General features: G+C 38.4%; 11 protein-coding genes. 8 read left to right on the top strand and 3 right to left on the bottom strand.

The window, feature by feature from the left end; genetic code table 11:
* Positions 1–3 precede the first annotated feature (3 nt).
* Together F960_RS16935 and tenA are read right to left on the bottom strand one after the other, a co-directional pair.
* A complete protein-coding gene (locus F960_RS16935) occupies positions 4–531 on the bottom strand; it encodes a hypothetical protein (RefSeq protein ID WP_004867922.1) in 528 nt (175 codons plus the stop codon).
* 176 nt (positions 532–707) lie between these two features.
* Positions 708–1,379 (bottom strand): thiaminase II, encoded by a 672-nt coding sequence (gene tenA, locus F960_RS16930; RefSeq protein ID WP_004867920.1) that lies wholly within the window; start codon positions 1,377–1,379, stop codon positions 708–710.
* 227 nt (positions 1,380–1,606) lie between these two features.
* Here tenA and F960_RS16925 point away from each other — a divergent pair, with 227 nt between their 5' ends.
* The 4 genes from F960_RS16925 to F960_RS16910 all read left to right on the top strand — a co-directional run bounded on the left by F960_RS16925 (position 1,607) and on the right by F960_RS16910 (position 6,792).
* A complete protein-coding gene (locus tag F960_RS16925; RefSeq protein WP_004867917.1) occupies positions 1,607–2,683 on the top strand; it encodes a DUF475 domain-containing protein in 1,077 nt (358 codons plus the stop codon).
* A 222-nt stretch (positions 2,684–2,905) separates the two neighbouring features.
* Positions 2,906–4,270 carry an MFS transporter gene (locus F960_RS16920; protein WP_035372917.1) on the top strand — a complete coding sequence of 455 codons (1,365 nt, stop codon included), beginning with the start codon at positions 2,906–2,908 and terminating at the stop codon, positions 4,268–4,270.
* Positions 4,271–4,321: 51 nt separating this feature from the next.
* On the top strand, positions 4,322–4,912 hold the full coding sequence (gene ssb / locus F960_RS16915; RefSeq protein WP_004867914.1) for a single-stranded DNA-binding protein: 591 nt from the start codon (positions 4,322–4,324) through the stop codon (positions 4,910–4,912).
* A 419-nt stretch (positions 4,913–5,331) separates the two neighbouring features.
* A complete protein-coding gene (locus tag F960_RS16910; protein ID WP_004867911.1) occupies positions 5,332–6,792 on the top strand; it encodes a flavin-containing monooxygenase in 1,461 nt (486 codons plus the stop codon).
* 79 nt (positions 6,793–6,871) lie between these two features.
* On the opposite strand, the gene F960_RS16905 is transcribed toward F960_RS16910, so the two are convergent.
* Positions 6,872–7,786, bottom strand: coding sequence for a LysR family transcriptional regulator (locus F960_RS16905; protein WP_004867910.1), 915 nt, complete (start codon positions 7,784–7,786; stop codon positions 6,872–6,874).
* A 102-nt stretch (positions 7,787–7,888) separates the two neighbouring features.
* Between F960_RS16905 and aptA the strand changes: the two genes are divergently transcribed.
* The 4 genes from aptA to F960_RS16885 all read left to right on the top strand — a co-directional run bounded on the left by aptA (position 7,889) and on the right by F960_RS16885 (position 14,532).
* Positions 7,889–9,265 (top strand): omega-aminotransferase AptA, encoded by a 1,377-nt coding sequence (gene aptA / locus F960_RS16900; protein ID WP_004867904.1) that lies wholly within the window; start codon positions 7,889–7,891, stop codon positions 9,263–9,265.
* Positions 9,266–9,379: 114 nt separating this feature from the next.
* On the top strand, positions 9,380–10,936 hold the full coding sequence (locus tag F960_RS16895; protein ID WP_004867900.1) for a CoA-acylating methylmalonate-semialdehyde dehydrogenase: 1,557 nt from the start codon (positions 9,380–9,382) through the stop codon (positions 10,934–10,936).
* A gap of 96 nt (positions 10,937–11,032) precedes the next feature.
* Positions 11,033–12,424 carry an amino acid permease gene (locus F960_RS16890; RefSeq protein ID WP_004867896.1) on the top strand — a complete coding sequence of 464 codons (1,392 nt, stop codon included), beginning with the start codon at positions 11,033–11,035 and terminating at the stop codon, positions 12,422–12,424.
* Between the two features lie 158 nt (positions 12,425–12,582).
* A complete protein-coding gene (locus F960_RS16885) occupies positions 12,583–14,532 on the top strand; it encodes a lipase family alpha/beta hydrolase (RefSeq protein WP_035372915.1) in 1,950 nt (649 codons plus the stop codon).
* The last annotated feature ends 1 nt before the right edge of the window (position 14,533 follow it).

The raw sequence follows: 14,533 nt of genomic DNA, 5'->3' as shown, positions 1-14,533 counted from the left end.
ATATTATTTATCCGAATCGACTAAACCTAATTTAGTTTTGAGATATTGTTGATAATTTTTATGTTGTTTAATTTTTTCTGAATATTCTTTCTTTATTGCGTTATATTTTTTATCTGAATACGAAAAATCATCTAATTCTTTCAATAATGTTAAAAGCTCTTGAACTTGTTTTAGATAGACTCGTCCTTCATCACTTTTGATGGAAATTTCAGTCAGTTTTTTGGAATTTATGTCTATAGATTGATTGAGTTTTATTCTTTCATTAGACATAAAGTTATTTTGTTGATCAGATTTTGGGGAATATGCATGTATATGTTGTTGTATTTTTTCCATTTGAGGAACAAGTTCTTCTAAAACATCCTGAATTTGAAGTATATCGTTCAAAATATCTTGTTTTTTATTACTGTTCAGTTGATTTGGATCTTGAATGCTCGTTTCTGCTTTCGAATTTATTGAAGTTTCAGATTCTTGAGCAAAAGTAGTACAAGTAAATATACAAATAATAATGGCGAGAGAAATTTTATTTATCATTTTGGTCGTATTTAATTCAATTTATGACTTAATGCTAACCCATTTTAAGGTGAAAAACTAAACAGAGTTGTACTTGTATACTTATTCCGCGCTAGTCCCCCTTTGAAAAAGGGGGATTTAGGGGGATTTAGGGGGATTTAGGGGGATTTAGGGGGATTTAAATTCCTAAAATAGGCTTAAGCATCTAAGCCTGACCAACCATTCTTTTTATAAGCACTATCCCAAAATAACCATTCCAATTCAGCACCACGACGATAAGCCTGATGCATCTTTTCAATGGTATCGGCATCACAACGCTCGGCTACTCGATCAATGGTTGCAATCACATTTTTAACTGCGGTGTGGAACTCTTCGCCAGAATAAGTATCAACCCATGCCTGATACGGATTATTTTCAGCAGAATTGCTGACGATATCATTACCAACTTCAGCATAAATCCAGAAACACGGTAAAAGTGCTGCCAAAATGACAGGATAACTTTCAGACCAAGCTGTTGCAGTCAAAAATGAGGTGTAGTGGTGGCAAGCTAGCGTTAGAGGTGTATTTTCAAACTCAGCTTTACTAATACCAAAATCCTGCATAAAACCATCATGTAAGCTACGCTCAACCACGATGGCAACTTTTGCCCCTTCAGCAAACTGGATAACATCATCAGCTTCAAAGGCTTTGGCTGCACAGACTGCAAGCGCACGGCCATAAGCCAATAAATAATGCGCATCTTGAATCACATAGTGACTAAACGCTTGCTGATCAAGCGTTCCCTGAGCAAGTTCCTGATTAAATGGATGATTTAAAGTCTTTTGGTAGAGGTCAAAATTGCGCTTCCAAACATCTTGGGAAAAACTCATCTCAATATCCTTTGAGTCAATGATCAAACGTGATTGGGGAGGCTAGACTATAACAAGAGAACTGCAATTTTAATATTTAAAAGAACTTTAAAATCGCATATAAAAGAAGCTATGGAAAGTTGATAAAAAGAGTCATAATTACGCCACCGTATCAATCGCATTAAATTGTGCTTTTTTTACCTCATTTTTAAATCAATATACATAAATATTCAGCAACAGGTTGAGTCATGAAACATTTCGGTTTCTCTATTATTTTTACAATTATCTGTCTGGCGATTTCTGCTTATTGGGGCTATACCCATGGGCCAGAAGCTGGAATTTCAACCATGCTTTCAGCATTGACCATTACCGCGATTTTAGCAGTAATGGAGGTTTCTCTCTCATTTGATAATGCGGTCGTCAACGCTTCAGTTCTACGAAATTGGGATCATTTTTGGAAAATGATTTTCTTAACTGTAGGTATTTTGATTGCTGTTTTTGGTATGCGTTTAATCTTCCCAATCGTGATCGTTGCTTTTACTGCTGATATGGGTATGGCAGAAGTAGTGAAAATGGCTTTGAATGATCCAAAACAATATTCAGAAAGACTGATCGCGCATCATGCTGAAATTGCAGCATTTGGTGGATCGTTCTTACTATTAGTATTTTTAAACTTCTTTTTGGATGAAGGTAAAGATACTCATTGGTTTAAATGGCTTGAAAAACGTTTAGCACATTTGGCTAACGTCCCTGCGATGTCTGTATTTATTGCGTTGATTGCACTTTTAGTGATGGCTGCAAATGTCGAAGAAGCAAAACGTCTCGTGGTAACGATTGCAGGTATTTGGGGGATCGTGATTTATATCGGTGTGCAGGTCTTGAGTCATTTGTTAGGCGGTGAACCTGAGATTGATGAAGATGGAAATGCTGTTGGTCATGATTCTTCTGGCGCTTCTTCAGGAATAATCAAAGCGGGTATTGGTGGATTTATTTATCTAGAAGTTTTAGATGCATCGTTTAGTTTTGATGGTGTTATTGGTGCATTTGCGATTACTTCAGATGTTGTGATCATCATGCTCGGTCTTGCTATCGGTGCGATGTTTGTCCGTTCAATGACGATCTATTTGGTCGAAAAAGGCACTTTAGATGCTTATATCTATTTAGAACATGGTGCGCATTATGCGATTGGTGCTTTAGCATTTATCATGATTGCAAGTGGTACAGGTTTACATGTGCCAGAAGTTGTTACAGGTTTGATTGGCGTGGCATTTATCGTTTGGGCGGTGATTGCATCGATTCAATATAGTAAACACCAAGAACAATAAACTTTGCTCTGATCCTGATTTTAAGTTTTTGCATTTTAAATTTCTACGAGTCCTAATGGATTTTTAAGAAAATTGGTTAAAATAACAGACGTAAAACTTTCATACCGTTTTACGTCTTTTTTTATGCGTAAATTTTTAGGTGTAAGTTTCCCACAAAGATGCTTCAATATGAGATTATGTGAGAAATCTATACCTTGACCCTATTTATAAAAGCCTATTGATATGATGAATGCTTTAGAACGTCGCTCAACTTTTGCTTTAAGCAGTATTTTTGCACTCCGCATGTTGGGCTTGTTCATGATTATTCCTGTTTTTTCAGTAGCAGGGCAGTCATATCAATATGCAACACCAGCGTTGATTGGTCTGGCTGTAGGGGTGTATGGCTTAAGTCAAGCATTATTACAGATCCCTTTTAGTCTTTGGGCTGATCGCTTTAGCCGTAAGCCTCTGATTGTTTTAGGTCTACTGCTTTTTGCGATTGGTGGTGCTGTTGCTGCGATGTCGGAAACGATTTATGGCGTGATCATTGGTCGAGCGATTGCAGGTGCAGGCGCAGTTTCTGCTGTGGTTATGGCATTACTTGCCGATGTGACCCGAGAGGAACAACGTAGCAAAGCCATGGCAATGATGGGGATGAGTATCGGCTTGTCTTTTGTTGTTGCCTTTAGTTTGGGACCGTGGCTCACCAGTTTGGTTGGCATTTCAGGTTTATTTTGGGTGACAACTTTGATGGGGTTACTTGCGATATTGACCTTATTTTTAGTCCCTAAAACGACACGCCATCATCAAAACTTTAAGCAAGGTTATCTCAACCAGTTGAAGCAAGTTTTGAAAATGGGTGATCTAAATCGCTTACATGTCTCAGTTTTTGCATTACATCTACTTTTAACTGCGATGTTTGTCTATGTTCCATCACAACTCATTGAGTTTGCTGGAATTCCATTATCAAAGCATGGTATCGTATACCTGCCATTATTACTCATAAGTTTGTTTTTTGCATTTCCAAGCATTATCTTGGCTGAAAAATATAGAAAAATGCGTGGGATTTTCCTCACTGCAATTTTTGGAATAATTATTGGATTATTGATCCTGATTTTTGGATATGAATCAAAATATATTTTACTGACTGGATTAGGTCTATTTTTTATCGCCTTCAATGTCATGGAAGCATTATTGCCTTCGTGGTTGTCAAAGTCTGCTCCAATTCAGTCTAAAGCAACTGCAATGGGCGTAAATGCCAGTGGACAATTCTTAGGAGCATTTTTTGGCGGAACCTTAGGCGGTCAATTATTAATGTTAAATAATACTGCAATAGGTTGGAGTGTTTTGGCGGCTATTGCTATAATTTGGCTGCTCATAAGTTTTGGTTTAGCTCAACCACGTTATTTATCATCCATTGTGCTTCATTTACCAGAAGATAAACAAACCGATGATTGGACTTCTCAACTCCTCGCAATCCGTGGTATTGAAGAAGTAGTGGTAATGCCAGAACAACAAGTTGTCTATGTAAAAGTCGATAAACAGCAAATTGATGATGCTGCACGACAACATTTAACGCACTTGTTAGGCAAAGAGGTAGCCATTTGAACATAACTCTTATAAAGTAAAACATAGAAATGAATAGGAAGATGACATCTAATGCGTGGTGTAAATAAAGTAATTTTAGTTGGTACTTTAGGTCGTGACCCAGAAACTAAGACCTTTCCTAACGGGGGTTCTTTAACTCAATTCTCGATTGCGACTAGTGAATCGTGGATGGATAAAAATTCGGGTGAACGTAAAGAACAAACAGAATGGCATCGTATCGTTTTGCATAACCGCTTAGGTGAAATTGCACAGCAATATTTGCGTAAAGGTTCAAAAGTTTATATCGAAGGTTCATTGCGTACACGTCAATGGACTGATCAAAATGGTCAAGAGCGTTATACCACTGAGATTCGTGGTGAACAAATGCAAATGCTCGATTCAAACCGTCAACAAGGTGAGCAAGGTTTTAACCAAGATAATGGCGGTTATAACCAACCACGTTTCAACAATAATCAGCAGCAAGGTGGCGGTTATAACAACCAAAATAATGCTGGTGGTGGCTATAACAATGCGAACCAAAATCAATCAAATTATGGTAATAGCGGAAACAATGTGAACCAAGGTTTCCAATCACCTAAACCTCAGCCTGCTGCGGCACCTGCACAAGCACCTGCTGATTTAGATGATGATTTACCGTTCTGATGTTTATATAAGTAATTTGTACAATATTTGATTGTTGTATTTATTAAGAAAAACCTGATTTTTATCAGGTTTTTTTATTTTTGAAATTTATTAATCGTGATTTGTATTGAGCGTATAGATTTATCTATTGTTTAGCTGTACTTCTCTAAAGTTAGTCCTACCCAATCCCATCACTTAAAATAAATTCGATATTTTCTTTGGTCAGAATAATCAAAATAAATCCATATTGTCCGACAAATACTGACATCAATTGCAATACATCTGTGCTTTATTGAGTTTACAAATAAAACACATACTTTTTGTATGGTTTATATCGGTGGTGTTTAAGGTGATCGTAAATCGATAAGCCTGATACATCTTTTCATCCAACTAGAAATGATGAGTTAAGTATAAATAAACAAACTCAATGGAGTTGTCATATGAAAATAAATCAAACAATCATTATTGGCAGTGGTTTTGGTGGGCAGTGTGCTGCGATTAATTTGTTAAAAAAGGGGCTGTCAGATTTCATTATTCTTGAACGCCGTAATTTTGTTGGCGGGACATGGTGCCAAAATAGTTATCCTGGGGCAGCAGTTGATGTGCAATCACCTTTGTATTCGATCTCCCATGAACCCTATGCATGGAGTCAAATGTTTGCAGATCAAAAGGAGTTGGAAATTTATACAAATCATGTGATTGATAAATATAAATTGCGTGATAAGACACATACCAATTGCAATGTCACAAAAGTTGAATGGGACGCAGAACAGCACCATTGGGTTGTTGATACAGAAAATGGTGAAACTTTTTATGGGCAATTTTTAATTAATGCTTCTGGTCCATTGAGTACACCAGTGATTCCTGATTTTAAAGGGAAAGATCGCTTCAAAGGTAAAAGCTTTCATACCAATGATTGGGATCACAGCTATGATTATAAAGGCAAAAAAGTAGCGGTGATTGGCAGTGGAGCAAGTGCAGCTCAGGTGATTCCAACGATAGCGGATGATGTGGCAGAGCTACATATTTTTCAGCGTACACCACATTGGGTTTTACCGCGACCAGATTATAAATTTAGTCCTATTCAGCAAAAAATGATTGGAAATAAATATATTCATAAAGCATTGCGGACAGCGATTTACTGGCAACTTGAAACACGGTTAATTGGTTTTAAATATTCAAAATTGGCATTGAATCTGATTGCTCAACGAGAAGCCAAAAAATTTATAAAGCAACAAATCAAAGATCCAAAGTTACGGGCGGCAGTCACACCTGATTATACGATTGGCTGTAAAAGGATCATTATTTCCAATACTTTGTATCCTGCTATGTGCCAAGATCATGTGACTTTACATAGCCAAGATTCAAGTATTGCTTCGATTGATGCAAAGGGGATCAATACCACTCAAGCTCAGCATATTGATTTGGATTTAATCATTTATTCAACAGGTTATGATGCAACGGATGGTCCAATTTCTTATCCGATTATTGGTAAAAACAAACAAGCTTTAGCTGAAAAATGGAGTGATTTTCCTCGGGCATATTTGGGAACAACAGTTCCCGATTTTCCTAACTTTTTTATGATCATCGGACCGAATACTGGGATTGGGCATACGTCTGCCATTTTCATCATCGAATCACAGATGAATTATATTATGAAAGCGATAGAGGCGACGCTTAAACAGGGCTCTAAAGCGATTGAAGTTACTGAAAAGGCTGAAGATAAATATACCACGATGATTCATAAAGAAATGAAGAAAACAGTGTGGCAGACAGGTGGTTGCAATAGTTGGTATAAAAATAAAAGCGGTCATATTGTCGCGATGTATCCCGGTTTTAGTTTTGTTTATTACTTAAAAGCCAATCATTTCAAAGCCAGAGATCATCAGTTTTATGCCTAGAATTTGCTTTATTTCTTAGAGTGAAAATAGTTAGAGCATTTCAAATACGCACCTAATGGGACGCATTGGGTGTTGTATCCTAACGATTTTTCACAAGCTCCAGTATGCCCATAAATGTCTTTAAAATATTATTCGGGTTTTTACTTTTACGTGTGATCAGGCAAATCGGGGTGCTATATTTTAGATCATCTTGGAAAATCGGTCGCATCATGCCATCACTGACCCATTTTCTCGCATAATGGTCTGGGAGAAAGCCGACAAATTTTCCAGTCAGAATCAAAAATGCGATTCCTTCACGGTCACTTGCTGTCGCTGAACAATCCAATAATTGATGGAGCTTACTCGCTTCTGGTGTGATCACATAGTTTGGCAACACAGCATTCCATTTTTTTAGATCTTTTAAACTGATGTCTTCAAGATGTTCAAAGAGTGGGTGATTTTGACCGCAGTATAGAAATGAATTTTCGTCATACAAATGATAATAGTCTAGTCCCGGTAAAGGCGTTACCTGAGGAATAGCACCCGCATGTAAGCGATTATCCAATACACGACATTCGATATCTGAGACGGTGCTCATACTGATATTGATGACAACTTCTGAGTTTTCTTGTGCAAGCTGAGCCAAAGTGTTGGTGATATAAGCCGTCGACATGGTCACAAGGTTGTTGATGATGCCAATATTGAAATCACCTTTTAGGTGATTATGCATTTGATTGATCTTGGATCTAAAGTCCTCAATCGAGGCGGTTAGAACCTTGATATATTCTAAAATTTCCCGTCCTTCATCGGTCAAAGCAAAACCCGCACGACCACGCTGACATAGCCTCACACCTAAGCGATTTTCTAGATCACTCATATGTAAGCTGATTGCAGAACGACTGATGCCTAAAATACTTTCTGCAGAACTAAAGCTATGACAATCGCAAACGGTTTTAAATATTTTTAGAAGTTTTATATCAAAATCAGTCACTTGATTTAATTTTTTAGGTTTCATTAGGTTTGTTATTTTAAATCTAAACAAAAGTTAATTTGAATTTAACAAAACTATTCTGATATGTACACTCAAATAATAAGCTCAAAACAAGAAGGTCAAAATATGTTTGATACAGACACTATGAATGGTGCAGATTATGCATCTGAAACAGCATCATCAAACGCGGAATTGAATCTAAACTATCAAGCGCATTGGATGCCGTTTTCTGCAAATCGTAACTTTCAAAAAGATCCGAGAATTATTGTCGGGGCAAAAGGTACTCATTTAATCGACCAGCATGGACGTCAAGTGTATGACTCTCTTTCGGGTTTATGGACCTGTGGGGCAGGACATACTTTGCCTGAAATCCAGCAAGCGGTGAGTCAACAATTGTCAAAATTAGACTATTCACCAGCGTTCCAATTTGCTCATCCACTTTCATTTCAATTGGCTGAAAAAATCGTACAACGTATGCCAAAAAGTCTTCAGCACGTATTTTTTACCGATTCAGGTTCTGAGTCTGCTGATACTGCAATCAAAATGGCGCGTGCCTATTGGCGAATCAAAGGTAAGCCAAGCAAAACCAAATTGATTGGTCGTGCACGTGGTTATCATGGTGTAAACGTTGCGGGTACGAGTTTGGGCGGTATTGGTGGTAACCGTAAAATGTTTGGTCAACTGATGGATGTCGACCATTTACCGCATACTTTGCAGCCAAATCTAAGCTTTACCAAGGGCTGTGCGGAAACTGGTGGCATCGAACTTGCAGATGAAATGTTGAAATTGATTGAACTGCATGATGCTTCAAATATTGCAGCGGTGATCGTTGAGCCAGTGTCTGGTTCTGCAGGGTGTATTGCACCACCAACTGGCTATTTAAAACGTCTCAGAGAAATTTGTGATCAACATGATATTTTGCTGATTTTTGATGAAGTGATCACTGGCTTTGGTCGTATGGGTAAATGGACTGCGGCAGAATATTTTGATGTCACACCAGACATTTTAAATTTTGCTAAACAAATTACCAATGGTGCGATTCCACTTGGTGGCGTAGTTGCAAGTCGTGAAATTTACCAAGCATTTATGCAACAAGAATTGCCTGAACATGCAGTTGAATTTAGTCATGGCTACACTTATTCTGCGCATCCTGTGGCGTGTGCGGCTGCATTAGCAACTTTGGATGTACTGGAAAATCAAGATCTAATTGAACGTTCGGCGGCACTCGCACCAGCATTTGAAAAATTGTTGCATGGTTTAAAAGGTGCACCACATATCGTAGATATCCGAAATTGTGGATTGATCGGTGCTGTTCAGTTAGCGCCTAGAGATGGAGATCCGACGATCCGTGGTTTTGAAGCAGGTATGAAACTTTGGAAAGCAGGTTTCTATACTCGATTTGGTGGCGATACTTTGCAGTTCGGACCGATGTTCAACACGACAGAAGCGGACTTGGAACGTTTGATGAATGCTGTGGGTGATGCACTTTATCAAGTGAATTGATTCTTTAAATAGTTGGTTTTTAAAACAGTTTATTTTTAAATGGTTGAATAATTTGTAAATTTTATAGGAATTTGAATCAAATTGAATTGATGAGAATCAATAATAGGGAAGTAGATGAATAATATTGAAAATTTTAGCCAAGATGGCTATGTAGAAACAGAAACGGATAGTGCTATACAGGTGTTGGGGCATTTTATTCAGGGCAATATCGTCGCCAAAGGGAGTAAAACACAGCCTGTATATAATCCAGCAGTCGGTAGTAAAAGCAAAGAAGTGATGATTGCGGATACTGAAACGGTCAATTACGCCGTGCAAGTTGCTACAGAAGCATTTCCAGAATGGCGCAATACACCTGTGATTAAACGTGCACGTGTCATGTTTAAGTTCAAACAATTACTTGAAGAAAATGCCGATAAAATCTGTGAGTTAATTGGGCAGGAACACGGCAAAATCAGTCATGATGCAAAAGGTGAATTGCAGCGTGGTATTGAAAATGTGGAATATGCTTGCGGAGCGCCTGAGTTTTTAAAAGGTGAATTTTCTAAAAATGTTGGACCCGACATTGATTCGTGGAGCGAGTTTCAACCGTTAGGTGTGGTTGCAGGCATTACGCCATTTAACTTCCCAGCGATGGTGCCACTTTGGATGTTTCCAATGGCGATCGTCTGCGGTAATTGCTTCATTTTAAAACCATCAGAAAAAGCGCCATCTGCCGCATTATATTTAGCAGAATTGCTCAAACAAGCAGGATTGCCTGATGGTGTTTTCAACGTGGTCAATGGCGACAAAGAAGCGGTCGATGCATTGCTCCATCATCCAAAAATTCAAGCTGTGAGTTTTGTCGGATCAACCCCAATCGCAGAGTATATCTATAGTACAGCGACATCGAAAGGCAAACGTTGCCAAGCGCTCGGTGGTGCGAAAAATCACGCCATTATCATGCCAGATGCAGATATTGATAATGTCGTAAATTCACTCTTGGGTGCTGCTTTTGGTTCTTCTGGTGAGCGTTGTATGGCGCTATCCGTTGCGGTAGCTATTGGCGATGAAGTTGCTGACGTGGTGATTGCAAAGCTGAAACAAGAAATGCAACAACTCCAATTTGGCAATTATGCAGATAGTAGTAATGATTTTGGTCCGCTGATTAGCCAAGCGCATAAAGATAAAGTTCAGGCCTATATCCAAAGTGCTGAACAGCAAGGGGCGAAAATCGTTGTAGATGGTCGGGATGCCCGTCCGAAAGGCTTTGAAAATGGTTTCTTTGTTGGTCCAACGCTGATTGATAACGTACAAGCAAATATGACCAGTTACCAACAAGAAATTTTTGGTCCAGTATTACAAGTCATCCGTGTAGAGACCATGCAAGAAGCGATGCAACTGATCAATGATCATGAATATGGTAATGGCACATGCATCTATACACGAGATGGTGAAGCAGCACGCTATTTCACTGACAATATTCAAGTGGGTATGGTCGGTGTCAATGTCCCACTTCCTGTTCCAGTGGCGTATCATAGCTTCGGTGGATGGAAACGTTCGTTATTTGGTGACTTATATGCATATGGTCCTGATGGTGCACGTTTTTATACACGACGTAAAACCGTGACTCAGCGCTGGCCAGCGGCTCAAGTCCGTGAAGCTAAACAATTTGCGATGCCTACTTTGAACTGATGTAGATAAAGGGTGAACACAAGTTCTCCCTTTTTATTTTTTAGAGATTGGAGATGTTTATTTTTGTCTTATAAGTCATTAAAAAGGAATTAATGTATGAATAGCAATAAAACAGCAAAATTAGGTGAGGGATTGTCCAATCGACATATCACCATGATCAGTATTGGTGGGGTTATTGGCGCGGGTTTATTCGTTGGGTCTTCAGCGGCAATTGCAAAAGCAGGTCCTGCTGCTGTACTTGCATATATGATTACCAGCGTGATTGTTTTTTTAGTGATGCGCATGCTTGGGGAAATGGCAGTTGCGCAGCCTGATACGGGTTCTTTTTCTACATATGCACGTAAGGCGATAGGACCTTGGGCGGGTTTTACGATCGGTTGGCTGTATTGGTGGTTTTGGGTGTTGGTGATCCCAATTGAAGCAATTGCGGGTGCAGAAATTTTACATGCTTGGTTTCCTCAAGTATCAAGTGCCATCTTTGCTTTTGCTTTTATTATTCTTTTGAGTCTTGCTAACTTCTTTAGTACCAAAAGTTTCGGTGAGTTTGAGTTCTGGTTCTCATTGATCAAAGTTTTGGCGATCGTGATCTTTATTGGTATTGGTGCATTGGCTATATTTGGTTTTTGGCCTTTAGCTAAAGATGTGAGCGGTGTAGGCAATTTGATTTCAAATGGCGGCTTTATGCCTCATGGTATGGGTGGCGTATTGTCTGCGATTTTGATTTCAGCATTTTCATTTTTTGGGATCGAAATCTTATCTATTGCAGCAGCTGAGTCAAAAAATCCAGAAGAAAAAATTAAACGTGCGACCAATCTCGTGCTGTATCGTATTATTTTATTCTTTGTTGTATCTATTTTCCTCGCAGTTGCTTTGGTCGATTGGCGTTCTCCTGACTTACAAAAACTGGGAACTTTCCAATATGTCTTGGTTAGCTTAAATGTACCTCAATCTAAACTCATCATTGATTCAGTGGTCTTTATCGCTGTTGCAAGTTGTATGAATGCAGCACTCTATACCTCGTCTCGTATGTTATTTGCTTTGGGTTCACGTCGAGAAGCACCTAAATCAGTTGTTAAAATCAATGCCTCTGGTGTACCCGCAGTAGCTGTATTTGCCTCAGCTGCGATTGGTCTGGTGTGCTGTGCGGTAAACTATCTCGTTCCTGGTAAAGTTTTTGGTTTCTTACTTTCTACAACAGGTTCAATTGCACTCTTGGTTTATTTGGTGATTGCTTTTTCTCAACTACGTTTAAGAGGGCAATTGGAAAAAAGTGGTGCTCAAGTTCCATTTAAAATGTGGCTATTTCCATGGCTCACTTGGTTCGTTATTTTAGTGATCATGAGCGTATTGATTTATATGTTCTTGTCACCTGCTTATAGCTATGAAACGGCATTGTCATTAGGCGTAACATTGCTGGTGGTTTTCTGTAGTCTGATCGTGACCAGAAAACGCAAAACCAGCCAATCTGTGGCGATGAATTTGGATTAAAAAAACAAGCAAGCTTGTGGAAGCAACGGAAGCACTACAAGCTTGCTTAAGTCAAAGAAACATGTCGAAAACTTCAATACATCAAGATTTCTAAAAACACATTTAAATTTTAATATAGAAAAAGTAGAATTTAGCAGAAACATAAAAAGATCGAAGAAATGCAGGGAATTTATCCAAAAAAAATCAGACTATTCACACTTTTTTTTATCATGCTGAGTTTACTTTCAGGATGCCAAATCGTGCATCTTAAAGAAAATCAGATGAGCACATCTCTTTCACAAAAATCAGCGAGTTTTTTAACGCAACATAAATTTAGTGAAGCGACATTAAGTAGCTTGTATTTACTCGATTTAAGTCCTGATTATTGTCTAGATAAACCAGAGCAGTGTGCCAGTACAATCCTTAAACATCCTTCGATTGAAACAGATCAGGCCTATGCTTCGATCAGTGAGATTTATTTAGCCAAAGCATTTTTACTTGAAAATAACCGTGAATGTTTAAATGCTCCGAAACACCAAGCCAATCTCAATAATTCATGTTTAAGCCAGCAACTTGAGATGCTGAATAAAAGCTTGCGCTATAGCTATGTTTATCTGTTTAAAACTGAGCAAAGCCCAGAATCACGATTGTTTGATCAGCGCCAGATGCAAGTGCGCTTATTTTATAATGTTGCATTATCCAAGTTCATGACCAATATATTTGTTCAGCAACATTTTGATAAATTTCCTGATAATTTTCATTTAAATAATCAAATATTTAATTTGGATTTTAAACAATATACTGATTTGAAAAATGTAGCGATTGATCGAATCCAATCCACCTATATTATGGGCTTTTCAGGTTTTTATACCATCAACCGTCAAGAAGGTATAGGCTCAGAATTTGTCGTTGTTAAATCAGTCCAAGCTGCAGATGATGATGCGAAGTTTATTTTAGATCCTGAAACGTATTATCAGAAAAACGCAAAATCACATATTCATGAAGCCAGATATTTACCTGTTAGCGCAGTGATTGAACCTACTGAGATCTATGCGAGTGCAGAAAGTATCTTGAATGGTGCGGATCTTCAAATCAAATTGATTGATCCATATCAATATCAAAGTACTGAGATCAATCAAAAAAAATATAAAATTACTGCAAATTATTCAGCGCCGTTCGGACTTTGGTTAGCTGAAAATAAAATCGGCGAAGCTGGGTATTGGAGTTTGTTTAACCGAGAACAGCGTTTGGTCATGCCTCATTTATTTATGCTTGAGCCGTATCAACCCAATAAGAAAATTATCGTGATGATTCACGGGCTTGGTAGTAGTCCTGAAGCTTGGGTTTCACTGACCAATAATATAATGGGGGATAAAGAATTACGTGATCATTATCAAGTATGGCAAGTCTTTTACTCGACCAATATGCCGATCTTGGAAAGTCGATTTCAGATTTATGAATTACTCAAACATGCCTTTAGTGAAGTCATTCCGAACACAAATTCAGCTCATGATGCGGTTTTGATTGGACATAGTATGGGTGGAGTGATCAGTCGTTTATTGGTGAGTGATGCTGATGTGACTGAGCAAGCCGTCAGTATGATGAGCGAGCAACAACGTCGCCAATTTGAACAGTATCCGATTATTCGGCAGCGATTTGTTTTTAAACCTTTGACGCAATTTGACCGAGCTGTATTTATTTCTGCGCCGCAGCGGGGCACACCGTATGCCAATCTATGGTTTACTCAGTTTATCGCTAAGCGTTTGATCAAGTTACCGGCAACATTTTTAAATTCAGTGGATACAAATTTAAAGTCAAATTATCAACAGTTTAAAAACGGTTTGATTTATAACGGTCCGGGTGACCTGAGCGATCATTCCAAATTTATGCAGTTGACCTCAAAGATTATGCCCGTTCAGTCCATCAAGTATTACTCGATTATGGGTAATAAAAAAATGACAGATCAAGCTGAAAAGACCTCGGATGGTATCGTGCCTTATAGCAGTTCGCATTTGGATGGCGCTGTATCTGAAAAGATTATTCGTGGTGGACATTCTATTCAGGAAAAACCTGAAGCTGTTTTGGAGTTGCGCCGTATTTTAAGGGCAAATCTGGCATTGGTTGAATGAA

The sequence above is a fragment of the Acinetobacter gerneri DSM 14967 = CIP 107464 = MTCC 9824 genome (assembly GCF_000368565.1).
GTDB lineage: Bacteria > Pseudomonadota > Gammaproteobacteria > Pseudomonadales > Moraxellaceae > Acinetobacter > Acinetobacter gerneri.
Note: the sequence above shows the minus strand (reverse complement) of the source record. Positions and strands in the feature narration are given on the sequence as shown.

Excerpts from the sequence above, each read along its gene's own strand:
- F960_RS16935 (WP_004867922.1), bottom strand. The coding sequence starts at position 531 with ATGATAAATAAAATTTCTCTCGCCATTATTATTTGTATATTTACTTGT.
- tenA (WP_004867920.1), bottom strand. The coding sequence starts at position 1,379 with ATGAGTTTTTCCCAAGATGTTTGGAAGCGCAATTTTGACCTCTACCAA.
- F960_RS16925 (WP_004867917.1), top strand. The coding sequence starts at position 1,607 with ATGAAACATTTCGGTTTCTCTATTATTTTTACAATTATCTGTCTGGCG.
- F960_RS16920 (WP_035372917.1), top strand. The coding sequence starts at position 2,906 with ATGATGAATGCTTTAGAACGTCGCTCAACTTTTGCTTTAAGCAGTATT.
- ssb (WP_004867914.1), top strand. The coding sequence starts at position 4,322 with ATGCGTGGTGTAAATAAAGTAATTTTAGTTGGTACTTTAGGTCGTGAC.
- F960_RS16910 (WP_004867911.1), top strand. The coding sequence starts at position 5,332 with ATGAAAATAAATCAAACAATCATTATTGGCAGTGGTTTTGGTGGGCAG.
- F960_RS16905 (WP_004867910.1), bottom strand. The coding sequence starts at position 7,786 with ATGAAACCTAAAAAATTAAATCAAGTGACTGATTTTGATATAAAACTT.
- aptA (WP_004867904.1), top strand. The coding sequence starts at position 7,889 with ATGTTTGATACAGACACTATGAATGGTGCAGATTATGCATCTGAAACA.
- F960_RS16895 (WP_004867900.1), top strand. The coding sequence starts at position 9,380 with ATGAATAATATTGAAAATTTTAGCCAAGATGGCTATGTAGAAACAGAA.
- F960_RS16890 (WP_004867896.1), top strand. The coding sequence starts at position 11,033 with ATGAATAGCAATAAAACAGCAAAATTAGGTGAGGGATTGTCCAATCGA.
- F960_RS16885 (WP_035372915.1), top strand. The coding sequence starts at position 12,583 with ATGCAGGGAATTTATCCAAAAAAAATCAGACTATTCACACTTTTTTTT.